Source organism: Bacteroides sp. ET489 (assembly GCF_030518095.1).
Lineage (GTDB): Bacteria > Bacteroidota > Bacteroidia > Bacteroidales > Bacteroidaceae > Bacteroides > Bacteroides ndongoniae.
Window position 1 is genome coordinate 22,319 of record NZ_JAULLJ010000015.1, and the last position, 21,753, is coordinate 44,071.

The window sequence follows — 21,753 nt, forward strand, 5'->3', positions numbered from 1 at the left end:
AAGCGGCAGGAATATAAAAAAAGGGATCGGCCGGATAACAGCCAATCCCCTACAAAGCTTAAAGTCAAGTCTAAACCTGTCGCAGGTATCTTATTTACATTTTAGATATAAAAGTAGAAAGTGCAGCTGCCTCCGTTCCGGTGAAATACTTCACTTTGGTTACAGGAGTATACGTATACGGAACAAACTGGAACAGCTGAACAGCCACAAACTTACTGTCTTTGGTAATCATCACGTCCATACGCACATTACCGCTGGCACCGCTCTTCACGCCAGCCACCTCGGCCGATAAGTTATCGAGCATATCTGTCAGACGATTCAGATATTTCAAATCGAAAAACAGGCTACGTTCGGTAGCCACACTGCCGGTAGGCAGATAAATAAGCTGCTTCGACTTCCAGAAGATACGAAAAATTCCTCCCAATATCAGCACCGTACCACATACCATAAGGGCCATACTAGCCGTAGAAGTATTGTCAGTCATGCCGAAAACAGCAACAAACAAAAAGATTCCCAAGAGTACCATTACCCCCGAATAGAGCAAAGAAGCCACACTGGTACGCTTTACAATGTCAGGATGAGTTAATGTGAAAATAGTTGTGTTAGAAGTTTGAGTCGCCATAATATTTGTTTTTAAAGAATGAAATAAATTAAGTAAATAGGTCAGCCTACGGCCAGAAGCACCAAGAGACCGACATGCAAGAATCGGGCATTTTTTTCCCAGTTAGGAAAAAATATCTCCCCTATTGGGAAAAAAATAAAGCCTAATATTGCTTAAAAGGAAACCCCATCGAAGGCTACAGAAAGCCTGCACAAATAAAAGGGGATAAGAAACAGGATTCTCTAAAAACACTAAATGAGAATACGCCGCAGTGCAAAGATATAATAATCGCACACCGGACTACAGATGCGGCAGGGCAAGGCATCATAAAACGTCCCTTGACACTGACTACGAACAGCCTCGTAATGGGCTATCTCGCCTACCCTTTCCTTCAAAAAACAAAGATATTCCATCACAGCCGAACGCTGCATGCGTGAAAAAGTTACAAGCTGCGAACAGCTGTTAGCACCGGCCAGTTCGGCATCGGGTAGACATGGCCATTGAGGCATGGTAAAACATTCCCCTTCTTCCTGCAACGAAGTCATCTGTTCCGTCAGCACACGAGAAACCGATTGGAGTGAATCACCCCCCAATGCTTCGTCCATGCGCTGTCCCAGAGCCAGTACAAGAATCAAAATACCAATGATTTTTACGAACTTAGCCATATCACCTACAAATATAACCAATAATTTACAAGTACAGAGTTCCAGGGAAATCTTTTAATGTTTGTACACAAAAATATAGAAATAAAAAAAGTCGCCCCAATCACGGGGCGACTTTTCCATATAAAAGAATAGTTGATATTATTCAGCCTTAGCTTCTTCTGCTTTAGCTTCTTCTGCTTTAGCTTCCTCAGCAACAGGAGCTTCAGCAGCAGGTGCAGCCTCAGTAGCGGCAGCAGAGCTCTTCTTAGAACGGCGAGTACGAGTAGCCTTCTTGGCAACTTTGTCCTTAGCCATGTTTTCGTTGTAGTCAACGAGTTCAATGAAGCACATTTCTGCATTATCACCCAAACGGTTACCAGTCTTGATGATACGAGTATAGCCACCCGGACGGTCTGCAATCTTCACAGAGATTTCTTTAAACAGTTCAGTTACAGCATACTTGTCCTGCAAATTGCTAAATACTACACGACGAGAGTTTGTCGTATCGTTCTTTGACTTCGTAATCAAAGGCTCAACAAACTTCTTCAGAGCTTTAGCCTTTGCAACGGTCGTAGTGATTCTTTTGTGCTTGATCAAAGAACACGCCATATTGGCCAACATAGCGTTTCTGTGAGAAGCAGTACGACCCAAATGATTGAATTTCTTATTATGTCTCATTGTTTATTCTTTATCTAATTTATATTTAGAAATATCAGTTCCAAACGACAGATTCAGACTTTCCAGCAAATCATCAAGCTCGGTAAGCGATTTCTTTCCGAAGTTTCTGAACTTCAGCAGATCCGTCTTGTTGAACTGAACCAAGTCGCCTAATGTTTCTACATCCGCAGCCTTCAAGCAGTTGAGGGCACGAACAGAAAGATCCATATCCACGAGTTTGGTCTTCAGCAACTGACGCATGTGCAATACTTCTTCATCAAACTCTTCGTTGCTGTCAGAATCACTTGTTTCCAAAGTGATCTTTTCGTCAGAGAAGAGCATAAAGTGATAAATCAGTATTTTGGCTGCTTCCTTCAGAGCTTCCTTCGGGTGAATGGAACCGTCGGTAGTAATTTCAAGTACCAGCTTATCGTAGTCAGTCTTCTGTTCAACACGGAAAGGCTCGATCTGATACTTGACATTACGTATCGGAGTATAAATAGAGTCGATAGGAATTACGTTCACATCGGTGCAATATTCGCGGTTTTCATCAGCAGGTACATAACCGCGACCTTTGTTAATCGTAATGTCTATCTGCATAGTTGCCTTTGAATCTAAATGACAAATAACTAATTCAGGATTTAACACTTCAAATCCAGTCAAATACTTACCTATGTCACCTGCTTTAAATTCAGTAGAATTCTCAATGGTAATACTTACTTTCTCACTTTCGAATTCTTCAACTACTTGCTTGAATCTCACTTGTTTCAGATTCAAGATAATGTTAGTAACATCCTCCTTAACTCCCGGTACACTGGAGAATTCATGCTCAACACCTTCAATCTTGATGGTGGTGATAGCAAAACCCTCCAAGGAAGAAAGCAGGATGCGGCGCAGGGCATTACCCACGGTAATACCGAAACCGGGCTCCAACGGACGAAATTCGAATTTTCCGAATTTAGAGTCCGCTTCCAACATTAATACTTTATCAGGTTTTTGAAATGCTAATATCGCCATGAAATTAATTATTATTTAGAATACAACTCTACGATCAAATGCTCTTTAATGTTTTCAGGAATGTCTGCTCTTTCAGGAACATGCAACAGTTTACCAACCTTCAGAGTTTCATCCCACTCCAACCAAGGATACTTGCTGTGATTGAAACCAGCCAATGAGTTAGCGATAACTTCCAATGACTTAGATTTCTCACGTACTCCAACAATCTGACCGGGTTTCACTGCATATGAAGGGATGTTTACAACTTCACCATCCACTGTGATATGCTTGTGACTAACCAGCTGACGGGCAGCTGCACGAGTAGGAGCAATTCCTAAACGGTATACAACATTGTCGAGACGACCTTCGAGCAATTGAAGCAATACCTCACCAGTAATACCTTTTGCCGTAGCTGCCTTCTCGAACAGGTTACGGAATTGTTTTTCCAAAACTCCATAGGTGTATTTAGCTTTCTGCTTTTCACGAAGTTGCACACCATATTCAGAAGTTTTTCTCTTTCTTGAATTACCGTGTTGTCCGGGAGGATAATTCTTCTTAGACAAAACTTTATCTGCTCCAAAGATACCTTCACCGAATTTACGGGCTATTCTTGATTTTGGTCCAGTATATCTAGCCATTTCTTTTAATTTTTAATTGTTAGTCATGAACTTAATTTGTTGCAGCCGCGATTGCAGAGAAGAATTATACAATCCAATAACAAAATCAAGTGTCATTTAAATAAAGGTAAATCTTAAACTCTACGTCTTTTCGGAGGACGACAACCATTGTGAGGAAGCGGAGTTACGTCGATAATCTCAGTAACTTCAATACCTGCACCGTGTACAGTTCTAATAGCAGACTCACGTCCGTTACCTGGACCCTTCACATATGCCTTAACCTTTCTCAAACCAAGATCATAGGCAACCTTAGCACAATCTTGTGCAGCCATCTGTGCTGCATAAGGAGTGTTCTTCTTAGAACCTCTAAATCCCATTTTTCCGGCAGAAGACCAAGAAATGATCTGACCTTCGCTATTTGCCAGAGAAACAATAATGTTGTTGAAAGATGAATGAACGTGCAATTGTCCATTAGCATCTACCTTTACATTTCTCTTTTTTGCTGCAACTGTTTTTTTTGCCATATCAACAATTATTATTTAGTAGCTTTTTTCTTATTAGCAACGGTTTTCTTTCTACCCTTACGAGTACGAGCATTGTTCTTTGTGCTCTGGCCTCTAACAGGCAGACCGATACGGTGACGTACACCACGGTAGCAACCGATATCCATCAAACGTTTAATATTCAATTGAACCTCAGAGCGAAGATCACCTTCTACTTTGTACTCTGCGCCAATGATCTCACGAATCTTGGCAGCCTGATCATCCGTCCAGTCTTTTACTTTCAGGTCTCTGTCAACACCTGCTTTATCCAAAATTTTTGCTGAACTACTACGACCTATTCCGTAAATATAGGTCAACGCAATTTCACCTCTCTTGTTTTGAGGCAAATCGACACCAACTATTCTTATAGCCATATACTAAATTATTTTTTTTGCAAAAATAATAATATTATCCTTGACGTTGTTTATACTTAGGATTTTTCTTGTTAATAACATACAAACGGCCATTACGTCTAACGATCTTACACTCTGGCGTACGTTTCTTTAAGGATGCTCTTACTTTCATATCTTAATTTTATTTATATCTAAATACAATTCTTCCTTTCGATAAATCGTAAGGAGACATTTCAACTCTTACTTTATCTCCTGGCAAGATTTTGATATAATGCATCCGCATCTTACCTGAGATATGAGCAGTAATCTCATGTCCGTTTTCTAATTCAACGCGAAACATTGCATTAGACAATGCTTCAACTATAACTCCATCTTGTTCTATTGCAGATTGCTTTGCCATATTAATTTCTTAAATTGCTTTATCTCCTAATACTTCTTCAATGAACTTGAACGATGACAAGATATCAGCTTCACCAGACCCTATTGCAATTGTATGCTCGAAATGAGCAGCACATTTACGATCTTTCGTTCTTACTGTCCAGCCATCCCGCTCCATCACAATTTGACGGCTTCCCAAGGTAATCATCGGCTCAATAGCAATGCACAATCCTCGTTTCAACATCGTACCGTAACCACGTCTGCCGTAATTAGGCACTTGCGGATCCTCGTGCATCTCTTTACCGATACCATGACCTACAAACTCACGCACCACACCATAAGAATTGGATTCGCAATGCTGTTGGATGGCATATCCGATATCACCCAGGCGTTTACCCTGAACAGCATTTTGAATTCCTATGTATAATGCCTCTTTTGTTACTTTAAGCAATTTGCGTACTTCCTCATCAACTTCACCTACACAGAACGTATAAGCAGAATCACCACAAAATCCATTCATGTAAGTACCACAATCGACCGAAACTATATCGCCGTCTTTCAGTACTACATCACTTGGTATGCCATGTACCACCTGCTCATTCACAGAGGTACAAATCGAAGCTGGAAACGGATCGCCATATTGATTGGGGAAACCCTTAAAAGTGGGAATAGCACCATTATCTCTAATGAATTCTTCCGCAACCTTATCCAGCTCCTTTGTAGTGACTCCAGGCTTAATAATCTTGGCTAATTCACCAAGCGTTTTTCCTACAAGCAAATTACTCTCACGGAGCAGCTCTATTTCATCTTCAGTTTTAAGAAATATCATTTCCTCAAAAAAGATTAATATGCAGCTACATTACCACTACGGCCTTTGATACGACCAGATTTCAGCAAACCGTCATAATGTCTCATCAACAGATGACTTTCAACTTGCTGCAGTGTATCAAGAACCACACCTACAAGAATTAACAAAGATGTACCGCCAAAGAACTGAGCAAATTCGGCTTTTACTCCAAATACACCAGCAAAAGCAGGCATAATGGCAACCAAGGCAAGGAAGAAAGAACCTGGCAAAGTAATGCGTGACATAATCACATCAATATACTCTGCTGTTTGCTTGCCCGGCTTAATACCAGGAATAAAGCCATTGTTACGCTTCATATCCTCGGCCATCTGAGTCGGATTAATGGTTATTGCAGTATAGAAATAAGTAAATAATATAATCAACACTGCAAAAATCAAATTGTACCAGAAGCTTGTATGATCAGTTAATGCATGAACGAAACCGCTTGCATTATTTACATTTGAGAAACCAATAAAGGTAATGGGGATAAACATGATTGCCTGAGCAAAGATAATAGGCATCACATTGGCAGCATTCACTTTCAAAGGAATATACTGTCTTGCGCCACCGTATTGCTTGTTACCGACAATTCTCTTTGCATACTGTACAGGAATCTTTCTCGTACCCTGAACAAGCAGGATTGCAAAAGCGATAACGACTAACAAAACAACAAGTTCGATCAAGAACATAACCAAACCACCAGTCTTATCAGTCATACGAGATACCAGTTCCTGGAACAGAGATTGCGGCAAGCGTGCAATAATACCCACCATAATGATCAATGAAATACCATTACCGATACCTTTATCAGTAATTCTCTCACCAAGCCACAAAATAAACATACTACCAGCAGCTAAAATGATGGTAGAATAAACGATAAACAGAGTCCAATCTAATGAAGCACTTAAAGAAGGTCCAGCCTGCATTTTAAGATTCATCAAATAAGAAGGAGCCTGGAACAAAAGAATCACAATGGTCAGATAACGAGTATACTGATTCATTTTCCTTCTACCGCTTTCACCTTCACGCTGCAATTTCTGGAAATACGGAACAGCGATTCCCAGCAACTGAATAACGATGGAGGCAGAGATATACGGCATAATACCCAAAGCAAAAATAGATGCATTGGAAAATGCTCCTCCGGAAAACATATTTAACAAAGCCAAAAGGCCCTCGCTTGTTTGCTCGTGCAACTGAGTCAACATTGACGGGTTAACACCTGGCAATACAACATATGAACCAAAACGGTAGATTGCCACAAACAATATGGTAATGAGGATCCGTTGTCTCAGATCCTCAATTTTCCATATATTCTTTAATGTTTCAATAGCTTTTCTCATTGAATTAGAGTTTTACCACTTGTCCACCAGCAGCTTCGATGGCAGCAGCAGCAGTCTTAGAGAATGCATGTGCCTGTACATCCAACTTAGCAGTCAAAGTTCCGTTACCTAACACTTTTACCAACTGGTTTGAAGAGATGAAACCAGCATCAACAAAATCGTTGATACCTACAGTCTGCAAATTCTTAGCTTCAGCCAGTTTCTGGATTGTATCCAAGTTAATAGCCTTATACTCTACGCGATTGATATTTTTAAAGCCAAACTTCGGAACACGGCGTTGAAGAGGCATCTGACCACCTTCGAAACCGATCTTCTTAGAATATCCAGATCTTGATTTAGCTCCCTTATGACCTCTTGTAGAAGTGCCTCCCAAACCAGAACCCGGACCACGTCCAATTCTCTTTCTTGATTTAGTAGATCCCTCTGCAGGTTTTAAATTACTTAAGTTCATATTGTAATTCGTTTTATTATTCAACAAATAATTACTTAACAATGGTAACCAAGTGTTTAACCTTATCCACCATTCCAAGAATTGAAGGAGTGCATTCGTGTTCAACCACACGATTCAACTTATGAAGTCCCAGTGCATCGAGAGTTCTCTTCTGGTCAGCAGGAGCACCAATTCTACTTTTTACTTGTTTAATCTTTATAGTCGACATAATTTTCCTCCTTATCCTCTAAAAACTTTTTCAATACTGATACCTCTGTTCTGAGCTACCATACGAGCATCACGCATTTCGCTTAATGCCAGAATTGTAGCCTTCACCAAGTTATGAGGGTTAGAAGAACCTTTTGATTTAGCCAAAACGTCCGTCACACCTACACTTTCGAGTACAGCACGCATTGCACCACCGGCAACCACACCCGTACCGTGAGAAGCAGGCTTGATGAATACTTCAGCACCACCAAACTTAGCCGACTGTTCGTGAGGAACAGTTCCCTTCAATACAGGTACTCTTGTCAAGTTCTTCTTTGCAGATTCTACACCTTTTGCTATAGCAGCTGTTACTTCACTTGCCTTACCAAGTCCCCAACCGATGATACCTTCTTCATTACCTACTACCACAATGGCAGAGAAGCTGAAAGTTCTACCACCTTTTGTCACCTTGGTCACACGATTAATAGCAACTAATCTATCTTTCAGTTCTATATCGTTTGAAATCTTAACTCTATTATTAAGTCCTGCCATAATGATTAAAATTTAAGTCCACCGTTACGTGCAGCATCAGCCACTTCTTTTACTCTCCCATGATATAAGTAACCATTACGGTCGAAAACAACAGTAGTAATTCCAGCTTCCTGTGCTTTCTTAGCGATCAGCTCGCCTACCTTAGCAGCTTGTTCCTTCTTAGGCATCTTTTCAGTCATACCCAAAGAAGAAGCGGCAGCCAGTGTTCTACCTGACAAATCATCGATAACCTGAACATAGATTTGCTTGTTGCTTCTAAATACACTCATACGCGGACACTCAGGAGTACCTGAAACTTTATTGCGTACTCTATATTTGATTTTAATTCGTCTTTCTATTTTTGTTGTCATAATATTCTATCAATTTAAATGATTATTTAGCGCCGGCCGATTTACCAGACTTTCTACGAATTTCTTCGCCAACAAACTTAATACCTTTACCTTTGTAGGGTTCAGGCTTACGGAAAGAACGTATTTTAGAGCAAACTTGACCAAGCAATTGCTTATCACAAGATTCCAGAATAATCAACGGATTCTTATTTCTTTCAGACTTAGTCTCTACCTTCACTTCAGGCGGCAACTGTATAAAGATACTGTGAGTATATCCCAAAGCCAGTTCAATGATATTTCCTTGGTTAGAAGCACGGTAACCTACACCGACAAGTTCCAACTCTTTCTTATATCCTTCAGATACACCAACAACCATGTTGTGAACCAATGCACGATACAAACCGTGGAACGCATGTTTTTGCTTCGGATTATCCAACATTGCGTTCTCGTTCTCTGTCAAAACTACATGACCGTCTTCGATGGCAACATTGATAGCAGGATTTACGTATTGGCTCATTTCGCCTTTAGGTCCCTTTACGGTTACTACATCATCCTTCAAAGTAACTGTTACTCCGGCAGGAATGCTAATGGGTAATTTTCCTATTCTTGACATTGCTTATTCCTCCTCATTAATATACATAACACAAAACCTCACCACCGATCTTCAGTTCAGCGGCTTCTTTGTTGGTCATTACACCTTTGGAAGTAGATATTATAGCAATACCCAAACCATTAATAACACGCGGCATATCCTTGTAACCAGTATATTTACGCATACCTGGAGAAGAAATTCTTTCCAGTTTCTTGATAGCGTTTACCTTGTTAACCGGATCATACTTCAAGGCTACCTTGATTGTACCTTGAGGACCATCTTCTACAAACTTGTAATTAAGAATGTAGCCTTTCTCAAAAAGAATCTTAGTGATTTCTTTTTTCAAATTTGAAGCCGGAACTTCCACAACTCTGTGCTTCGCTTGAATAGCGTTCCGCAACCTCGTCAAATAATCTGCTATTGGATCAGTCATATAAAAAATAAATTAAATTAATCAGGACTACCCTGACAATATTTAAAAAATAATAATTACCAGCTTGCTTTCTTTACACCCGGGATAAGACCGTTTGAGGCCATCTCACGGAACTGGATTCTGGAAATGCCGAACTGACGGATATATCCTTTAGGACGACCAGTCAGCTTGCAACGATTGTGCAGACGAATGGGGTTAGCATTCTTAGGCAATTCCTGAAGCTTTTGTGCAGCCTCATAAGCCTCTACAGGGTCACCCGTTCTAACGATTTTCTTCAGGGCAGCTCTTTTCTCGGCATATCTGGCTACTAATTTTGCACGTCTTACTTCACGTGCCTTCATTGATTCTTTTGCCATAACTTATCAATCTTTTTTAGCGTTCTTAAACGGTAAACCGAATTCCTTCAACAAAGCATAACCTTCTTCATCTGTCTTCGCAGAGGTTACAAAGGTAATATTCATACCGAGAATTCTTGTAATACTATCGATATTTATTTCAGGGAAAATGATTTGCTCCTGAATACCAAGGGTATAGTTACCCTTACCATCGAACTTACTTTCAATACCTTTGAAGTCACGGATACGGGGAAGAGCGACACGAACCAATTTCTCAAGGAATTCGTACATTCTCTCACGACGCAGAGTCACCATTACGCCAATAGGCATTTTCTTACGCAACTTAAAGTTTGCAATATCTTTACGAGAAACGGTTGCTACGGCTTTCTGGCCAGTAATAGCAGTCATTTCGTTAATTGCCACTTCAATAATCTTCTTGTCGGCAACAGCCATACCCAGACCTTGATTGATCACAATCTTCTTAAGTACGGGTATCTGCATAGAAGAAGAATACTGGAACTGTGATTTCAATGCAGGAGCGATACGCTCTGCATATTCTTTCTTAAGGCTAGCAGTATTACTCATTACTTAATCTCCTCTCCTGATTTTTTAGAATAACGCACTAAAGTCTTCTTGCCATTGGCATTAGTACTAACTTTTCTACCAACACGAGTTGGTTTACCAGTCTTCGGATCAACCGGATTCAAGTTTGAAATGTGGATAGAAGCTTCCTGCTTCACAATACCACCCTGGGGGTTCTTAGCGCTCGGCTTTGTGCTCTTCGACACCATGTTGATACCTTCAACGATCGCACGTTTTTTCTCAACAAGAACCTTCAACACGCGACCAGTCTTACCCTTATCTTCACCAGCGTTTACGTAAACTGTATCGCCTTTCTTTATATGTAACTTACTCATTACCTAAATCTTTTACAAAATTAAAGTACTTCAGGAGCGAGTGACACCACTTTCATGTTAGTAGCACGGAGTTCACGAGCTACCGGACCGAAAATACGACTACCTCTGATTTCGCCTGCATTGTTCAACAACACACAAGCGTTGTCATCAAAACGTATATAAGATCCATCCGGACGACGGATTTCTTTCTTAGTACGTACGATCAAAGCCTTAGACACTGCACCTTTTTTAATATCACTCGAAGGGATGACGCTCTTGATAGAAACAACAATAACATCCCCTACAGAAGCATAGCGACGACCTGTACCGCCCAAAACGCGAATACAGAGGGCTTCTTTTGCCCCACTGTTGTCACATACTGTAAGTCTGGATTCTGCTTGTATCATAATTACTTAGCTTTTTCTACAATTTCTACTAATCTCCATCTCTTGGTCTTGCTCAAAGGACGAGTTTCCATGATACGTACAGTATCACCTACATTACACTCATTCTTCTCATCATGAGCATGGTACTTCTTAGTCTTGCTAACGAACTTACCATAAATGGGGTGTTTTTCCTTAAATTTGGCAGCAACTGTGATAGTCTTGTCCATCTTGTTGCTAAGCACAACCCCAGTTCTTTCTTTTCTTAAATTTCTTGCTTCCATCAAACTCATCATTTATTGTTAAGTTCTCTTTGACGTAACTCAGTCTTCATACGCGCGATTGTTCTGCGTAACTGTTTGATCTGAGCAGGATTATCCAAAGGAGAAATAGAATGATTCAAAACCATTTGATCATACTTTGCTACTTCTGCTTCAACTCTTTCTACCAAGTCACTGGTAGACATTTCTCTAATTTCTGCTATTTTCATACTCCTTACGCATTTTGATTTTGAACATCGTAATCACGTCTTACCACGAACTTAGTAGTGATAGGAAGCTTCTGTGCTGCCAAGCGCAAAGCTTCTTTAGCGATCTCATAAGAAACACCCTCGGCTTCGATGATAATTCTACCCGGTGTTACAGGAGCTACGAATCCTTCGGGATTACCTTTACCTTTACCCATACGTACGTCAGCAGGCTTTCTCGTAATAGGTTTATCGGGGAAAATGCGAATCCAAATTTGTCCTTGACGTTGCATATATCTCGTTACTGCAATACGTGCAGCTTCAATCTGACGGCCTGTAATCCATTTCGTCTCCAAAGCTTTGATACCAAATGACCCGAAAGCCAGCTGGTTACCTCTTTGGGCATTGCCTTTTTGACGGCCTTTTTGTTGTCTTCTGAATTTTGTTTTTTTCGGTTGTAACATAATTCCTAAAAATCAAATTCGTTAGCGATTATTTTTCTTTCTTTTGAAGTTCTTTCCGCCATTGTTTCCGCTATTGCTTCCACGACCACTTTCCTTGCTTTGTGTAAAGTTCGGAGCCAATTCTCTCTTACCATAAACTTCACCTCTACAAATCCAAACTTTAATACCGAGAAGACCAACCTTCGTCAATGCTTCTGCATGACAGTAGTCGATGTCTGCTCTGAAAGTGTGCAACGGAGTTCTTCCTTCCTTATACATTTCAGAACGTGCCATTTCAGCGCCATTCAAACGTCCTGAAATCTGAATTTTAATACCTTCCGCACCCATACGCATTGTATTAGCGATAGCCATCTTGATGGCACGACGGTAGGCAATCTTACCTTCAACCTGACGGGCGATGTTATTAGCCACGATAACGGCGTCGAGTTCAGGTCTCTTAACTTCGAAGATATTAATCTGGATGTCCTTATCGGTAACCTTCTTCAATTCCTCTTTCAACTTATCAACTTCCTGGCCACCCTTACCGATAATGATACCCGGACGTGCAGTACAAACGGTAATAGTCACGAGTTTCAGTGTACGTTCGATTACAATTCTTGAAACGCTGGCTTTAGCAAGACGAGCGTTCAGATATTTGCGAATTTTGCTATCTTCCAACAAAGAATCGCCGTAATTCTTTCCACCATACCAATTGGAATCCCAGCCTCTGATAATTCCTAAACGGTTGCTTATTGGATTAACTTTTTGTCCCATTTACCTTAATTTTGATCTTCGTTATTACTTTTAGAACCAACGAACAATGTTACGTGATTTGAACGCTTGCGAATTCTGTAACCTCTCCCCTGCGGAGCCGGACGCATTCTTTTCAGCGTAGCACCACCATCAACATAAATCTTTGTTACGAACAATTCGCCACTTTCAGCCTTACGTTCGTTTTTCTGCTCCCAGTTAGCAATTGCAGAACGCAGCAGCTTCTCCACTCTCGCAGCAGCCTCTTTAGAAGAGAACTTCAAGACGCCAAGCGCTCTGTTCACTTCCATACCGCGAATCATGTCTGCCACGAGACGCATCTTACGCGGGGAAGTAGGAACATTTTGCAATTTCGCAAAATACATGGATTTAAGGGCTTCTTTTCTTTTATCAGCCGATATTTTTTTTCTTGCTCCCATTATATTATTACTTTATTATTTCAGATAAATCCTGTCTTTATTTTTTCTTGTTACCAGCGTGTCCTCTGAATGTACGAGTTGGAGCAAATTCGCCCAACTTGTGTCCTACCATATTTTCGGTAACGTAAACAGGAATGAATTTATTTCCATTGTGAACTGCAACAGTATGGCCTACGAAATCAGGCGAAATCATTGAAGCTCTGGCCCAAGTCTTAACTACAGCCTTCTTGCCAGATTCATTCATGGCAAGCACTTTCTTCTCAAGTTTAACGTTAATATACGGACCTTTTTTTAATGAACGACTCATAATTTTCTCAATTAATCAGATTACTTCTTTCTTCTCTCAATAATATACTTAGATGATTGTTTCTTCGGAGCTCTTGTCTTAAGACCCTTAGCATACAATCCCTTACGAGATCTCGGATGTCCTCCTGAAGCACGTCCTTCACCACCACCCATCGGGTGATCAACCGGGTTCATAACAACACCACGGTTATGCGGACGACGTCCTAACCAACGAGAGCGTCCTGCCTTACCAGAACTTTCCAGTCCGTGATCTGAATTACCAACGCTACCTACTGTAGCCTTACAAGTGCAAAGGATCTGACGAACCTCGCCTGAAGGCAACTTGATAACGCAGTACTTACCTTCTCTTGAAGTCAACTGAGCAAAATTACCAGCCGAACGAACCAAAGCAGCACCTTGTCCGGGGCGTAATTCGATATTGTGAATTACAGTACCTACCGGGATATTTTGAAGAGGGAGTGCGTTTCCGATCTCCGGAGCCGCATCCGCACCTGACATTAAAGTCGCGCCAACTTGCAATCCATTGGGAGCAATAATATATCTTTTTTCACCATCTGCATAAAACAACAGAGCGATACGAGCCGAACGGTTCGGATCGTATTCAATTGTTTTAACCACTGCAGGTACACCGTCTTTATTTCTCTTGAAGTCAATGATACGAATTACCTTCTTATGACCACCGCCGATGTAGCGCATAGTCATCTTACCTTCGTTGTTACGACCACCTGAAGATTTCTTACCAAATACAAGAGACTTTTCTGGTACTCGTGCAGTAATTTCTTCGAAAGTACCAATAATTTTATGTCTTTGCCCCGGTGTTGTGGGCTTAAATTTACGTACTGCCATTTCTATTAAATATTGCTATAAAAATCAATAGTATCTCCTTCTTTCAACGTAACGATGGCTTTCTTAAAAGCGCTCTTACGACCATTGATGATACCTGCACGTGTGTAACGGCTCTTGTTCTTACCGTCATAGCGCATTGTGTTTACATCAACTACTGTAACGTTATAAAGGGCCTCAATTTCTTTCTTAATTTCCAGTTTATTAGCTTCAGGACGCACGACAAAGCCGAAACGATTGTTCGCCTTATCAGTAATTGCAGTCATTTTTTCTGTCACTAACGGTTTAATAATAATTCCCATTATCTAAGCCTCCTTTTTACATTAAGATATTGTCAATAGCAGAAAGTGCGCTTTCAGTAAGCACAAGAACTCCAGCGTCCAATACTCTATAAGTATTCAACCCGGAGATAGTCTGCACGTTAGCACCCTTCACGTTACGAGCTGACAAATATACATTTTTATTTGCTTCCGGTAAAACTAAAAGCAGCTTTTTATCAGAAACTTTAAGATTTTTTGTCATTGCAACAAAATCTTTAGTCTTTGGAGCCTCAAAAGCGAAGTCTTCAACCACAACAATGGCGTTTTCTTTTGCTTTATAAGACAAAGCTGATTTACGAGCCAAAGCTTTTACTTTCTTATTCAGTTTGAAGTAGTAATCTCTCGGTTTCGGACCAAATACGCGTCCACCACCAACAAGTACCGGCGAATTCATGTCACCACGACGTGCACCGCCACCACCTTTTTGACGACCGATTTTACGAGTAGAACCACTGATCTCACTTCTTTCTTTCGATTTGTGAGTGCCCTGACGCTGGTTTGCCATAAACTGTTTAACGTCCAAGTAGATAGCGTGGTCGTTGGGCTCAATTCCGAAGATAGACTCGTTTAACGTAATCTTTCTCCCAGTGTCTTCACCTTTAATGTTATATACGTTAACTTCCATTATTTCTCAATTATTACGATTGAACCTTTGCAACCAGGAACAGAACCTTTCACCAAAAGAAGATTGTGTTCCGCGATTACTTTTAATACTTGCAGGTTTTGAACAGTTACTCTGTCGCCACCAAGCTGTCCGCCCATGCGCATTCCTTTGAATACTTTTGCAGGATACGAACAAGCACCGATAGAACCCGGTTTACGAGCGCGGTTATGCTGACCGTGAGTAGTCTGACCTACACCACCAAAGCCGTGACGCTTAACAACGCCTTGGAAACCCTTACCTTTAGAAGTACCTACTACGTCTACAAAATCGGCATCGTTGAACAGTTCTACAGTTACAGTATCACCCAGATTCAACTCTGTCGCAAATTCTTTGAACTCAGCCAAGTGTTTCTTGGGTGTTACTCCAGCCTTCTTAAAATGGCCCATCAAAGGTTTTGTAGTATGCTTCTCTTTCTTATCCTGGAAGCCCAGCTGAACAGCTGCATAGCCGTCCTTTTCTACAGTCTTCACTTGAGTAACAACACAAGGACCTGCTTCGATAACAGTGCATGGCACGTTTTTGCCCTCGGCACTGAAAACGGATGTCATTCCGATTTTTTTTCCTAATAATCCTGGCATTTCTCTAAATTTTTAATACTTAACTTACACTTTAATTTCTACTTCCACACCGCTCGGCAACTCCAGCTTCATCAGAGCATCTACTGTCTTAGCTGTTGAGCTATAGATGTCGATCAATCTCTTATAAGAAGAGAGTTCGAATTGTTCACGAGACTTTTTGTTTACGAAAGTCGAACGGTTTACAGTAAAGATGCGCTTGTGAGTAGGCAGAGGTATCGGACCGCTGACGATAGCACCTGTAGTCTTTACTGTTCTTACAATCTTTTCAGCTGACTTGTCAACCAAGTTGTGGTCGTAAGATTTCAGTTTGATTCTAATTTTTTGACTCATTACTTTTATTATTAAAATTATTATTCTAAAGAGAGTCCGCAGGTTAAGAGTCATTCGCTAACCTGCGGTACTCTGATTGTATTCTGTTGATTAAATCAGGTCAACACGTCCCTTCACTTCTTCCAATACTGCCTTGGCAATAGAAGTAGATACTTGTGCGTGATGATCGTAAGTCATAGAAGAAGTAGCACGACCAGAAGTAATGGTACGCAATGCTGTTACATAACCGAACATTTCAGCCAGCGGAACCATAGCCTTCACGATACGGGCACCTGAGCGGCTTGACTCCATACCTTCTACCTGACCACGACGTTTGTTCAAGTCGCCGATCACGTCACCCATATTCTCTTCCGGAGTAACAACTTCCAGCTTCATGATAGGCTCCATCAGCACAGGACCGGCCTTAGAACAAGCATTCTTATAAGCCTGGATTGCACAGATTTCGAATGACAGCTGGTCAGAGTCTACCGGGTGGAAAGAACCATCGAGCAAAGTAACCTTCAAGCTATCCATCGGGAAGCCGGCCAATACACCGTTCTTCATAGCTGTCTGGAAGCCCTTCTGTACAGAAGGAATGAATTCCTTAGGAATGTTACCACCGGTTACTTCGTTGATGAACTGCAGACCGCCTTCCTTGAAGTCCTCGTCAACCGGACCAACGTTAACGATGATATCGGCAAACTTACCACGACCACCGGACTGTTTCTTGTAAACCTCGCGGAGGTTAACAGTCTTCGTGATGGCTTCCTTGTAGTTAACCTGAGGCTTACCTTGGTTACATTCAACCTTGAACTCACGTTTCAGACGGTCGATAATGATATCCAAGTGAAGCTCACCCATACCGGAGATAACTGTCTGACCGGTCTGTTCGTCGGTACGAACGGTAAAGGTCGGGTCTTCTTCAGCCAGCTTGGCCAAACCATTGGACAGCTTATCCATATCCTTCTGAGTCTTAGGCTCAACAGCGATACCGATAACCGGTTCGGGGAAGTCCATAGACTCGAGTACGATCGGTGCATCCTCGTCGCAGAGGGTATCACCCGTACGGATATCCTTGAAACCAACACCTGCACCGATATCACCGGCAGATACTACTTCTACAGGGTTCTGCTTGTTAGAGTGCATCTGGAACAGACGAGATACACGCTCCTTCTTGCCCGAACGGCTGTTGTAGATATAAGAACCGGCTTCAACCTTACCAGAGTAAACACGGAAGAATGTCAGACGACCTACATAGGGGTCAGTAGCAATCTTAAATGCCAAAGCTGCAGTCTTTTCGTCTTCATCAGGCTTACGGTCTTCCTCTTCACCAGTCGAAGGATTAGTACCTACGATGTTAGGAGTATCCAGCGGAGAAGGCAAGAAAGCACATACATAGTCAAGCAGTGTCTGAACGCCCTTATTCTTGAAAGAAGAACCGCAAAGCATCGGCACGATATCCATCTTCAAGGTTGCAGCACGCAATCCGCGAAGGATTTCTTCTTCAGTGATAGTAGAAGGATCATCAAAGAACTTCTCCATCAAAGCGTCATCATATTCAGCTACCTTTTCCAGCATTTTTTCACGCCACTCTTCAGCTTCGGCCTGCAAGTTGGCAGGAATTTCCTCAACGTCATAGTCAGCGCCCATGGTTTCATCGTGCCACAGGATAGCTTTCATTTTGATCAGGTCAACGACACCCTTGAAGTTTTCTTCTGCACCGATAGGAATTACAACCGGACAGGGATTAGCACCCAAAACGTCCTTCATCTGACGAACTACTTCAAAGAAGTCGGCGCCCGAACGGTCCATTTTGTTTACATATCCGATACGGGGAACATTGTACTTGTCAGCCTGACGCCATACAGTTTCAGACTGCGGTTCAACACCACCTACTGCACAGTAAGCAGCAACAGCACCGTCAAGTACACGCAATGAACGTTCTACTTCGGCAGTAAAGTCAACGTGTCCCGGAGTGTCAATCAGATTGATTTTATATGTATTGCCTGCATATTTCCAACGAGTAGTTGTAGCAGCAGAAGTAATAGTAATACCACGCTCCTGTTCCTGTTCCATCCAGTCCATTGTGGCAGCACCATCGTGCACCTCACCGATTTTGTGAGTCAGACCTGTGTAGAACAAGATACGTTCTGAGGTTGTTGTCTTACCGGCATCGATGTGAGCCATGATACCGATGTTACGAGTCAAATGTAAATCACGCTTTGCCATTTTCTAAATCTTTAAGTTTTTAATTATTAATAGGTACCACTATAACATTAGAAACGGAAATGAGCGAATGCACGGTTAGCTTCTGCCATTCTGTGCATATCTTCTTTACGTTTGAAGGCACCTCCTTGTTCGTTGAAAGCGTCCATGATTTCGGCAGCCAGCTTGTCAGCCATTGACTTACCACCACGCTTGCGAGCAAAGATAATTAAATTCTTCATTGAAATAGACTCCTTACGGTCGGGGCGGATTTCGGTCGGAACCTGGAAAGTAGCACCACCTACACGGCGAGATTTTACTTCAACTTGAGGAGTTACGTTGTCCAAAGCTTTTTTCCAAATCTCAAGAGCAGATTTCTCTTCGTTCTGCATCTTGTTCTTCACTGTTTCCAGAGCTGCATAGAAGATTTCGTAAGATGTATTCTTCTTGCCGTCGTACATCAGGTGGTTAACGAACTTGGAAACTTTCACATCATTAAAAACGGGATCCGGAAGGATGACACGTTTTTTCGGTTTTGCTTTTCTCATTTGTCTGAAAGAATAATGTTTTTCGTTCTTGGTTGTTTACTTCTGTCTTCTTCAACTCTCCCTCCGGAGAATTTACTCAACCTTTAGCATCTCCAACAAACTAAAACGTAAGTTATTACTTTAATTGTTAATGTTCTGAGCTCTTAGTCCACCTAATTATTTCTTCTTAGCGGGAGCTGCCTGTCCTGGTTTCGGGCGCTTTGCACCATACTTAGAGCGACGTTGTGTACGACCGGCTACACCTGCAGTATCCAAAGTACCGCGAACGATGTGATAACGTACACCCGGAAGGTCCTTTACACGACCACCACGTACCAGTACGATAGAGTGTTCCTGCAAGTTGTGTCCTTCGCCCGGGATGTAAGAGTTCACCTCTTTACCATTGGTCAAACGCACACGAGCTACTTTACGCATAGCTGAATTCGGTTTCTTCGGAGTGGTTGTATACACTCTCACGCAAACGCCACGTCTTTGAGGACATGAATCCAAGGCAGGTGACTTACTTTTGTCAACCAGCACCTGGCGTCCTTTTCTTACTAATTGCTGAATTGTAGGCATTTTAATTGTTTTTAGTTATATATTATTGTTATATTAATTCAGAAACTATACACTTTTTGGCTGCAAAGATACTAATAACTTTTGAATAATCAATGCACTACGTACAATTATTTATTTTTAACGTATTATTTTTCACGGTCATTACACATTTCACATCCATCGCACAAACCTCCCCAATCAAACACCTGGCAATGTTGCAACCAAAGCCACGGACAGCAAACCTGCGGCGAAGACAACCGAACATTACACACCTCTCAACTGTTATTTATAAAGGTGGCATCTGAAAAAACCATCCGGAAAATACCGGCGAAGACACCGATCGGCCACCTGCTATTTATGTAACAAACCCTAAAAACAAAAGCGTATGAATATAAAAAGAATCATCGCCCGCGAGATACTCGACTCGCGCGGCAACCCTACAGTAGAAGTAGACGTAACACTGGAATGCGGCGCCATGGGGCGTGCCGCCGTACCCTCGGGTGCATCGACCGGCGAACACGAAGCCTTGGAGCTGCGCGACGGCGACAGGCAACGCTACGGCGGCAAAGGCACTCTGAAAGCCGTAGACAACGTAAACCATGTGATTGCCCCTGCCCTCATCGGCATGTCGGCACTTCAACAGCGCGCCATCGACCACAAGATGCTGCAACTGGACGGCACACCTACCAAGTCGAACCTGGGAGCCAACGCCATTCTCGGCGTCTCACTGGCCGTAGCCAAAGCAGCCGCCAATGCCCTCAACATTCCCTTGTACCGATACATCGGCGGTACCAACACCTATGTGATGCCCGTTCCCATGATGAACATCATCAATGGTGGCTCGCACAGCGATGCTCCCATCGCCTTTCAGGAGTTCATGATACGGCCCGTAGGTGCACCGTCGTTCCGCGAAGGACTGCGCATGGGGGCCGAAGTGTTCCATGCGCTGAAGAAAGTGCTTCACGAACGCGGCCTCAGTACGGCTGTAGGCGATGAAGGCGGATTCGCTCCTGCCCTGAACGGCACCGAAGATGCGCTGGACTGTATCATGGCCGCCATCCGCACCGCCGGATACGAACCGGGCAAAGACGTCAAGATAGGCATGGACTGCGCTTCCAGCGAATTCTATAAAGACGGAGTCTATGACTACACCCTCTTCGAAGGCCCCCAAGGCAAGAAACGTTCTGCCGACGAACAGATAGCCTACTTAGAGGAACTCATCAACAAGTACCCCATCGACTCCATCGAAGACGGCATGAGCGAAAACGACTGGGAAGGCTGGAAGAAGCTGACCGCCCGCATCGGGCACCGCTGCCAGCTGGTAGGCGACGACCTCTTTGTCACCAACGTCGAGTTCCTCCGCAAAGGCATTGCCGAAGGTTGCGCCAACTCCATCCTGATCAAGGTCAACCAGATCGGCTCGTTGAGCGAAACGCTCGACGCCATCGAAATGGCCCACCGCCACGGCTACACCACCGTCACCTCGCACCGCTCGGGCGAAACGGAAGATGCCACCATTGCCGACATTGCCGTAGCCACCAACAGCGGACAGATCAAGACCGGGTCGCTGAGCCGTTCGGACCGCATGGCCAAGTACAACCAGTTGCTCCGCATCGAAGAAGAGCTGGGCGACCTGGCCGTATACGGTGTACCTAAATAAACACAGTGAAGGTGTGTCAAATTAAGAAACCGCTTTCCTTTAGGCACGGATTACACGGAATTTCACGGATGATTATTCTTCTTTCTCTGCGTTTTTCCGCGTAATCCGTGCCTAAAAATAACAAGATGGCAGTTACTTTTAGTTTTGACACACCTTCCTTACTTTATATAGAATGCCTTTTATAGCATCAGGCTTCACCCTTCAACGGGAAGATGGCCTGACGGCCGGCACCTTCCTGAGGTACCCGGATTTCGCCAAACACTCTTTCGTATTTGGCAATATTTTCTTCCAACGCACGAAGCAGACGTTTAGCATGCTCGGGCACCATAACGACACGCGACTGCACACCTGCCTTGGGCATTCCCGGCAACACGCGTACGAAATCGAATACAAACTCCGAACTGCTATGAGTAATGATAGCCAGGTTCGAATAAGTGCCTTGAGCCACGTCTTCCTTCAATTCTATTTGTAACTGTCCGTTATTATTTTCCTGATTTTCCATAAATATATGTTTTTAGTTATTGAATCTGTCACAAAAGTACGGAATACTAT

General features: G+C 42.6%; 37 protein-coding genes. 1 reads left to right on the top strand and 36 read right to left on the bottom strand.

What is annotated here, in order from left to right:
- Positions 1 to 94: 94 nt before the first annotated feature.
- The 35 genes from Q3C19_RS09955 to rpsL all read right to left on the bottom strand — a co-directional run bounded on the left by Q3C19_RS09955 (position 95) and on the right by rpsL (position 19,562).
- Positions 95 to 622, bottom strand: coding sequence for a hypothetical protein (locus tag Q3C19_RS09955; protein ID WP_277121107.1), 528 nt, complete (start codon positions 620 to 622; stop codon positions 95 to 97).
- Between the two features lie 230 nt (positions 623 to 852).
- Positions 853 to 1,266, bottom strand: coding sequence for a hypothetical protein (locus Q3C19_RS09960; RefSeq protein WP_302729046.1), 414 nt, complete (start codon positions 1,264 to 1,266; stop codon positions 853 to 855).
- Between the two features lie 138 nt (positions 1,267 to 1,404).
- On the bottom strand, positions 1,405 to 1,923 hold the full coding sequence (rplQ, locus tag Q3C19_RS09965; RefSeq protein ID WP_302729048.1) for a 50S ribosomal protein L17: 519 nt from the start codon (positions 1,921 to 1,923) through the stop codon (positions 1,405 to 1,407).
- Between the two features lie 3 nt (positions 1,924 to 1,926).
- The gene (locus Q3C19_RS09970) at positions 1,927 to 2,919 is read right to left on the bottom strand and encodes a DNA-directed RNA polymerase subunit alpha (protein ID WP_071148642.1); all 993 of its coding nucleotides are present in this window, start codon (positions 2,917 to 2,919) and stop codon (positions 1,927 to 1,929) included.
- An 11-nt stretch (positions 2,920 to 2,930) separates the two neighbouring features.
- Positions 2,931 to 3,536, bottom strand: coding sequence for a 30S ribosomal protein S4 (gene rpsD, locus Q3C19_RS09975; protein WP_022161568.1), 606 nt, complete (start codon positions 3,534 to 3,536; stop codon positions 2,931 to 2,933).
- 113 nt (positions 3,537 to 3,649) lie between these two features.
- Positions 3,650 to 4,039, bottom strand: a complete 390-nt coding sequence (gene rpsK / locus Q3C19_RS09980) for a 30S ribosomal protein S11 (RefSeq protein ID WP_007567382.1) — start codon at positions 4,037 to 4,039, stop codon at positions 3,650 to 3,652.
- 11 nt (positions 4,040 to 4,050) lie between these two features.
- The gene (rpsM, locus tag Q3C19_RS09985) at positions 4,051 to 4,431 is read right to left on the bottom strand and encodes a 30S ribosomal protein S13 (protein WP_022161567.1); all 381 of its coding nucleotides are present in this window, start codon (positions 4,429 to 4,431) and stop codon (positions 4,051 to 4,053) included.
- 34 nt (positions 4,432 to 4,465) lie between these two features.
- Entirely contained in the window at positions 4,466 to 4,582 is a 117-nt protein-coding gene (gene ykgO, locus Q3C19_RS09990; RefSeq protein ID WP_002558051.1) for a type B 50S ribosomal protein L36, read from the bottom strand.
- 9 nt (positions 4,583 to 4,591) lie between these two features.
- Positions 4,592 to 4,810, bottom strand: coding sequence for a translation initiation factor IF-1 (infA, locus tag Q3C19_RS09995; protein WP_002558052.1), 219 nt, complete (start codon positions 4,808 to 4,810; stop codon positions 4,592 to 4,594).
- A gap of 9 nt (positions 4,811 to 4,819) precedes the next feature.
- Positions 4,820 to 5,617 (bottom strand): type I methionyl aminopeptidase, encoded by a 798-nt coding sequence (gene map / locus Q3C19_RS10000; RefSeq protein ID WP_022161566.1) that lies wholly within the window; start codon positions 5,615 to 5,617, stop codon positions 4,820 to 4,822.
- 14 nt (positions 5,618 to 5,631) lie between these two features.
- Positions 5,632 to 6,975: a preprotein translocase subunit SecY gene (secY, locus tag Q3C19_RS10005; protein WP_302729057.1), complete on the bottom strand. Its 1,344-nt coding sequence runs from the start codon at positions 6,973 to 6,975 to the stop codon at positions 5,632 to 5,634.
- A gap of 4 nt (positions 6,976 to 6,979) precedes the next feature.
- Positions 6,980 to 7,426: a 50S ribosomal protein L15 gene (gene rplO, locus Q3C19_RS10010; protein ID WP_022161564.1), complete on the bottom strand. Its 447-nt coding sequence runs from the start codon at positions 7,424 to 7,426 to the stop codon at positions 6,980 to 6,982.
- Between the two features lie 31 nt (positions 7,427 to 7,457).
- Entirely contained in the window at positions 7,458 to 7,634 is a 177-nt protein-coding gene (gene rpmD / locus Q3C19_RS10015) for a 50S ribosomal protein L30 (RefSeq protein ID WP_004291222.1), read from the bottom strand.
- Between the two features lie 11 nt (positions 7,635 to 7,645).
- The gene (rpsE, locus tag Q3C19_RS10020) at positions 7,646 to 8,164 is read right to left on the bottom strand and encodes a 30S ribosomal protein S5 (RefSeq protein WP_302729060.1); all 519 of its coding nucleotides are present in this window, start codon (positions 8,162 to 8,164) and stop codon (positions 7,646 to 7,648) included.
- A 5-nt stretch (positions 8,165 to 8,169) separates the two neighbouring features.
- Positions 8,170 to 8,514, bottom strand: a complete 345-nt coding sequence (gene rplR / locus Q3C19_RS10025) for a 50S ribosomal protein L18 (RefSeq protein WP_022161562.1) — start codon at positions 8,512 to 8,514, stop codon at positions 8,170 to 8,172.
- Between the two features lie 22 nt (positions 8,515 to 8,536).
- Positions 8,537 to 9,106 (bottom strand): 50S ribosomal protein L6, encoded by a 570-nt coding sequence (gene rplF, locus Q3C19_RS10030; RefSeq protein WP_022161561.1) that lies wholly within the window; start codon positions 9,104 to 9,106, stop codon positions 8,537 to 8,539.
- 16 nt (positions 9,107 to 9,122) lie between these two features.
- Positions 9,123 to 9,518, bottom strand: a complete 396-nt coding sequence (gene rpsH / locus Q3C19_RS10035; RefSeq protein ID WP_022161560.1) for a 30S ribosomal protein S8 — start codon at positions 9,516 to 9,518, stop codon at positions 9,123 to 9,125.
- Between the two features lie 56 nt (positions 9,519 to 9,574).
- On the bottom strand, positions 9,575 to 9,874 hold the full coding sequence (rpsN, locus tag Q3C19_RS10040; protein ID WP_022161559.1) for a 30S ribosomal protein S14: 300 nt from the start codon (positions 9,872 to 9,874) through the stop codon (positions 9,575 to 9,577).
- Between the two features lie 6 nt (positions 9,875 to 9,880).
- Positions 9,881 to 10,438: a 50S ribosomal protein L5 gene (gene rplE, locus Q3C19_RS10045; RefSeq protein ID WP_022161558.1), complete on the bottom strand. Its 558-nt coding sequence runs from the start codon at positions 10,436 to 10,438 to the stop codon at positions 9,881 to 9,883.
- On the bottom strand, positions 10,438 to 10,770 hold the full coding sequence (gene rplX, locus Q3C19_RS10050) for a 50S ribosomal protein L24 (RefSeq protein WP_022161557.1): 333 nt from the start codon (positions 10,768 to 10,770) through the stop codon (positions 10,438 to 10,440). Before rplX ends, rplE begins: the two co-directional genes overlap by 1 nt.
- Positions 10,771 to 10,790: 20 nt before the next feature.
- Positions 10,791 to 11,156: a 50S ribosomal protein L14 gene (gene rplN, locus Q3C19_RS10055; protein WP_022161556.1), complete on the bottom strand. Its 366-nt coding sequence runs from the start codon at positions 11,154 to 11,156 to the stop codon at positions 10,791 to 10,793.
- A gap of 2 nt (positions 11,157 to 11,158) precedes the next feature.
- Positions 11,159 to 11,428, bottom strand: coding sequence for a 30S ribosomal protein S17 (gene rpsQ / locus Q3C19_RS10060; RefSeq protein ID WP_113740847.1), 270 nt, complete (start codon positions 11,426 to 11,428; stop codon positions 11,159 to 11,161).
- Positions 11,425 to 11,622 (bottom strand): 50S ribosomal protein L29, encoded by a 198-nt coding sequence (gene rpmC, locus Q3C19_RS10065; protein ID WP_022161554.1) that lies wholly within the window; start codon positions 11,620 to 11,622, stop codon positions 11,425 to 11,427. The genes rpsQ and rpmC overlap by 4 nt, the downstream gene beginning before the upstream one ends.
- Positions 11,623 to 11,627: 5 nt before the next feature.
- Complete coding sequence (gene rplP / locus Q3C19_RS10070) at positions 11,628 to 12,062, bottom strand: 50S ribosomal protein L16 (protein WP_022161553.1); 435 nt, start codon at positions 12,060 to 12,062, stop codon at positions 11,628 to 11,630.
- A gap of 21 nt (positions 12,063 to 12,083) precedes the next feature.
- Complete coding sequence (rpsC, locus tag Q3C19_RS10075) at positions 12,084 to 12,815, bottom strand: 30S ribosomal protein S3 (RefSeq protein WP_005656540.1); 732 nt, start codon at positions 12,813 to 12,815, stop codon at positions 12,084 to 12,086.
- A gap of 5 nt (positions 12,816 to 12,820) precedes the next feature.
- On the bottom strand, positions 12,821 to 13,231 hold the full coding sequence (gene rplV, locus Q3C19_RS10080) for a 50S ribosomal protein L22 (RefSeq protein ID WP_022161552.1): 411 nt from the start codon (positions 13,229 to 13,231) through the stop codon (positions 12,821 to 12,823).
- 37 nt (positions 13,232 to 13,268) lie between these two features.
- Positions 13,269 to 13,538, bottom strand: coding sequence for a 30S ribosomal protein S19 (gene rpsS / locus Q3C19_RS10085; protein WP_022161551.1), 270 nt, complete (start codon positions 13,536 to 13,538; stop codon positions 13,269 to 13,271).
- Between the two features lie 20 nt (positions 13,539 to 13,558).
- Complete coding sequence (gene rplB, locus Q3C19_RS10090) at positions 13,559 to 14,383, bottom strand: 50S ribosomal protein L2 (RefSeq protein ID WP_071148639.1); 825 nt, start codon at positions 14,381 to 14,383, stop codon at positions 13,559 to 13,561.
- A gap of 5 nt (positions 14,384 to 14,388) precedes the next feature.
- Positions 14,389 to 14,682: a 50S ribosomal protein L23 gene (rplW, locus tag Q3C19_RS10095; protein ID WP_022161693.1), complete on the bottom strand. Its 294-nt coding sequence runs from the start codon at positions 14,680 to 14,682 to the stop codon at positions 14,389 to 14,391.
- 16 nt (positions 14,683 to 14,698) lie between these two features.
- The gene (gene rplD, locus Q3C19_RS10100) at positions 14,699 to 15,325 is read right to left on the bottom strand and encodes a 50S ribosomal protein L4 (RefSeq protein WP_022161692.1); all 627 of its coding nucleotides are present in this window, start codon (positions 15,323 to 15,325) and stop codon (positions 14,699 to 14,701) included.
- Positions 15,325 to 15,942 (bottom strand): 50S ribosomal protein L3, encoded by a 618-nt coding sequence (gene rplC / locus Q3C19_RS10105; protein WP_022161691.1) that lies wholly within the window; start codon positions 15,940 to 15,942, stop codon positions 15,325 to 15,327. Before rplC ends, rplD begins: the two co-directional genes overlap by 1 nt.
- 24 nt (positions 15,943 to 15,966) lie before the next feature.
- Positions 15,967 to 16,272, bottom strand: a complete 306-nt coding sequence (rpsJ, locus tag Q3C19_RS10110; protein ID WP_004291244.1) for a 30S ribosomal protein S10 — start codon at positions 16,270 to 16,272, stop codon at positions 15,967 to 15,969.
- A gap of 90 nt (positions 16,273 to 16,362) precedes the next feature.
- A complete protein-coding gene (gene fusA, locus Q3C19_RS10115) occupies positions 16,363 to 18,480 on the bottom strand; it encodes an elongation factor G (RefSeq protein WP_302729071.1) in 2,118 nt (705 codons plus the stop codon).
- 47 nt (positions 18,481 to 18,527) lie between these two features.
- A complete protein-coding gene (gene rpsG / locus Q3C19_RS10120; RefSeq protein ID WP_022161689.1) occupies positions 18,528 to 19,004 on the bottom strand; it encodes a 30S ribosomal protein S7 in 477 nt (158 codons plus the stop codon).
- A 156-nt stretch (positions 19,005 to 19,160) separates the two neighbouring features.
- Positions 19,161 to 19,562 carry a 30S ribosomal protein S12 gene (gene rpsL, locus Q3C19_RS10125; protein ID WP_021846443.1) on the bottom strand — a complete coding sequence of 134 codons (402 nt, stop codon included), beginning with the start codon at positions 19,560 to 19,562 and terminating at the stop codon, positions 19,161 to 19,163.
- Positions 19,563 to 19,926: 364 nt separating this feature from the next.
- Between rpsL and eno the strand changes: the two genes are divergently transcribed.
- Positions 19,927 to 21,201: a phosphopyruvate hydratase gene (gene eno, locus Q3C19_RS10130; RefSeq protein WP_302729074.1), complete on the top strand. Its 1,275-nt coding sequence runs from the start codon at positions 19,927 to 19,929 to the stop codon at positions 21,199 to 21,201.
- A 187-nt stretch (positions 21,202 to 21,388) separates the two neighbouring features.
- Here the strand turns inward: eno and Q3C19_RS10135 are convergent, their stop codons facing one another.
- Positions 21,389 to 21,703, bottom strand: a complete 315-nt coding sequence (locus tag Q3C19_RS10135) for a DUF3467 domain-containing protein (RefSeq protein WP_022161755.1) — start codon at positions 21,701 to 21,703, stop codon at positions 21,389 to 21,391.
- Positions 21,704 to 21,753 lie beyond the last annotated feature (50 nt).

What these genes read in the sequence shown, in the direction of transcription:
- eno (WP_302729074.1), top strand. Translation starts at nt 19,927, where the DNA reads ATGAATATAAAAAGAATCATCGCCCGCGAGATACTCGACTCGCGCGGC.
- rplE (WP_022161558.1), bottom strand. Translation starts at nt 10,438, where the DNA reads ATGAGTAATACTGCTAGCCTTAAGAAAGAATATGCAGAGCGTATCGCT.
- ykgO (WP_002558051.1), bottom strand. Translation starts at nt 4,582, where the DNA reads ATGAAAGTAAGAGCATCCTTAAAGAAACGTACGCCAGAGTGTAAGATC.
- map (WP_022161566.1), bottom strand. Translation starts at nt 5,617, where the DNA reads ATGATATTTCTTAAAACTGAAGATGAAATAGAGCTGCTCCGTGAGAGT.
- rplB (WP_071148639.1), bottom strand. Translation starts at nt 14,383, where the DNA reads ATGGCAGTACGTAAATTTAAGCCCACAACACCGGGGCAAAGACATAAA.
- rplX (WP_022161557.1), bottom strand. Translation starts at nt 10,770, where the DNA reads ATGAGTAAGTTACATATAAAGAAAGGCGATACAGTTTACGTAAACGCT.
- rplO (WP_022161564.1), bottom strand. Translation starts at nt 7,426, where the DNA reads ATGAACTTAAGTAATTTAAAACCTGCAGAGGGATCTACTAAATCAAGA.
- rplR (WP_022161562.1), bottom strand. Translation starts at nt 8,514, where the DNA reads ATGACAACAAAAATAGAAAGACGAATTAAAATCAAATATAGAGTACGC.
- rpsK (WP_007567382.1), bottom strand. Translation starts at nt 4,039, where the DNA reads ATGGCAAAAAAAACAGTTGCAGCAAAAAAGAGAAATGTAAAGGTAGAT.
- rpsS (WP_022161551.1), bottom strand. Translation starts at nt 13,538, where the DNA reads ATGAGTCGTTCATTAAAAAAAGGTCCGTATATTAACGTTAAACTTGAG.
- rplC (WP_022161691.1), bottom strand. Translation starts at nt 15,942, where the DNA reads ATGCCAGGATTATTAGGAAAAAAAATCGGAATGACATCCGTTTTCAGT.
- rplF (WP_022161561.1), bottom strand. Translation starts at nt 9,106, where the DNA reads ATGTCAAGAATAGGAAAATTACCCATTAGCATTCCTGCCGGAGTAACA.
- rplQ (WP_302729048.1), bottom strand. Translation starts at nt 1,923, where the DNA reads ATGAGACATAATAAGAAATTCAATCATTTGGGTCGTACTGCTTCTCAC.
- rpmD (WP_004291222.1), bottom strand. Translation starts at nt 7,634, where the DNA reads ATGTCGACTATAAAGATTAAACAAGTAAAAAGTAGAATTGGTGCTCCT.
- Q3C19_RS09960 (WP_302729046.1), bottom strand. Translation starts at nt 1,266, where the DNA reads ATGGCTAAGTTCGTAAAAATCATTGGTATTTTGATTCTTGTACTGGCT.
- Q3C19_RS09970 (WP_071148642.1), bottom strand. Translation starts at nt 2,919, where the DNA reads ATGGCGATATTAGCATTTCAAAAACCTGATAAAGTATTAATGTTGGAA.
- rplN (WP_022161556.1), bottom strand. Translation starts at nt 11,156, where the DNA reads ATGATACAAGCAGAATCCAGACTTACAGTATGTGACAACAGTGGGGCA.
- rpsJ (WP_004291244.1), bottom strand. Translation starts at nt 16,272, where the DNA reads ATGAGTCAAAAAATTAGAATCAAACTGAAATCTTACGACCACAACTTG.
- rplP (WP_022161553.1), bottom strand. Translation starts at nt 12,062, where the DNA reads ATGTTACAACCGAAAAAAACAAAATTCAGAAGACAACAAAAAGGCCGT.
- rpsL (WP_021846443.1), bottom strand. Translation starts at nt 19,562, where the DNA reads ATGCCTACAATTCAGCAATTAGTAAGAAAAGGACGCCAGGTGCTGGTT.
- Q3C19_RS09955 (WP_277121107.1), bottom strand. Translation starts at nt 622, where the DNA reads ATGGCGACTCAAACTTCTAACACAACTATTTTCACATTAACTCATCCT.
- Q3C19_RS10135 (WP_022161755.1), bottom strand. Translation starts at nt 21,703, where the DNA reads ATGGAAAATCAGGAAAATAATAACGGACAGTTACAAATAGAATTGAAG.
- secY (WP_302729057.1), bottom strand. Translation starts at nt 6,975, where the DNA reads ATGAGAAAAGCTATTGAAACATTAAAGAATATATGGAAAATTGAGGAT.
- rpsM (WP_022161567.1), bottom strand. Translation starts at nt 4,431, where the DNA reads ATGGCTATAAGAATAGTTGGTGTCGATTTGCCTCAAAACAAGAGAGGT.
- rplW (WP_022161693.1), bottom strand. Translation starts at nt 14,682, where the DNA reads ATGGGAATTATTATTAAACCGTTAGTGACAGAAAAAATGACTGCAATT.
- fusA (WP_302729071.1), bottom strand. Translation starts at nt 18,480, where the DNA reads ATGGCAAAGCGTGATTTACATTTGACTCGTAACATCGGTATCATGGCT.
- rpsH (WP_022161560.1), bottom strand. Translation starts at nt 9,518, where the DNA reads ATGACTGATCCAATAGCAGATTATTTGACGAGGTTGCGGAACGCTATT.
- infA (WP_002558052.1), bottom strand. Translation starts at nt 4,810, where the DNA reads ATGGCAAAGCAATCTGCAATAGAACAAGATGGAGTTATAGTTGAAGCA.
- rpmC (WP_022161554.1), bottom strand. Translation starts at nt 11,622, where the DNA reads ATGAAAATAGCAGAAATTAGAGAAATGTCTACCAGTGACTTGGTAGAA.
- rpsE (WP_302729060.1), bottom strand. Translation starts at nt 8,164, where the DNA reads ATGGCAGGACTTAATAATAGAGTTAAGATTTCAAACGATATAGAACTG.
- rpsN (WP_022161559.1), bottom strand. Translation starts at nt 9,874, where the DNA reads ATGGCAAAAGAATCAATGAAGGCACGTGAAGTAAGACGTGCAAAATTA.
- rpsQ (WP_113740847.1), bottom strand. Translation starts at nt 11,428, where the DNA reads ATGATGAGTTTGATGGAAGCAAGAAATTTAAGAAAAGAAAGAACTGGG.
- rplD (WP_022161692.1), bottom strand. Translation starts at nt 15,325, where the DNA reads ATGGAAGTTAACGTATATAACATTAAAGGTGAAGACACTGGGAGAAAG.
- rplV (WP_022161552.1), bottom strand. Translation starts at nt 13,231, where the DNA reads ATGGGAGCAAGAAAAAAAATATCGGCTGATAAAAGAAAAGAAGCCCTT.
- rpsC (WP_005656540.1), bottom strand. Translation starts at nt 12,815, where the DNA reads ATGGGACAAAAAGTTAATCCAATAAGCAACCGTTTAGGAATTATCAGA.
- rpsD (WP_022161568.1), bottom strand. Translation starts at nt 3,536, where the DNA reads ATGGCTAGATATACTGGACCAAAATCAAGAATAGCCCGTAAATTCGGT.
- rpsG (WP_022161689.1), bottom strand. Translation starts at nt 19,004, where the DNA reads ATGAGAAAAGCAAAACCGAAAAAACGTGTCATCCTTCCGGATCCCGTT.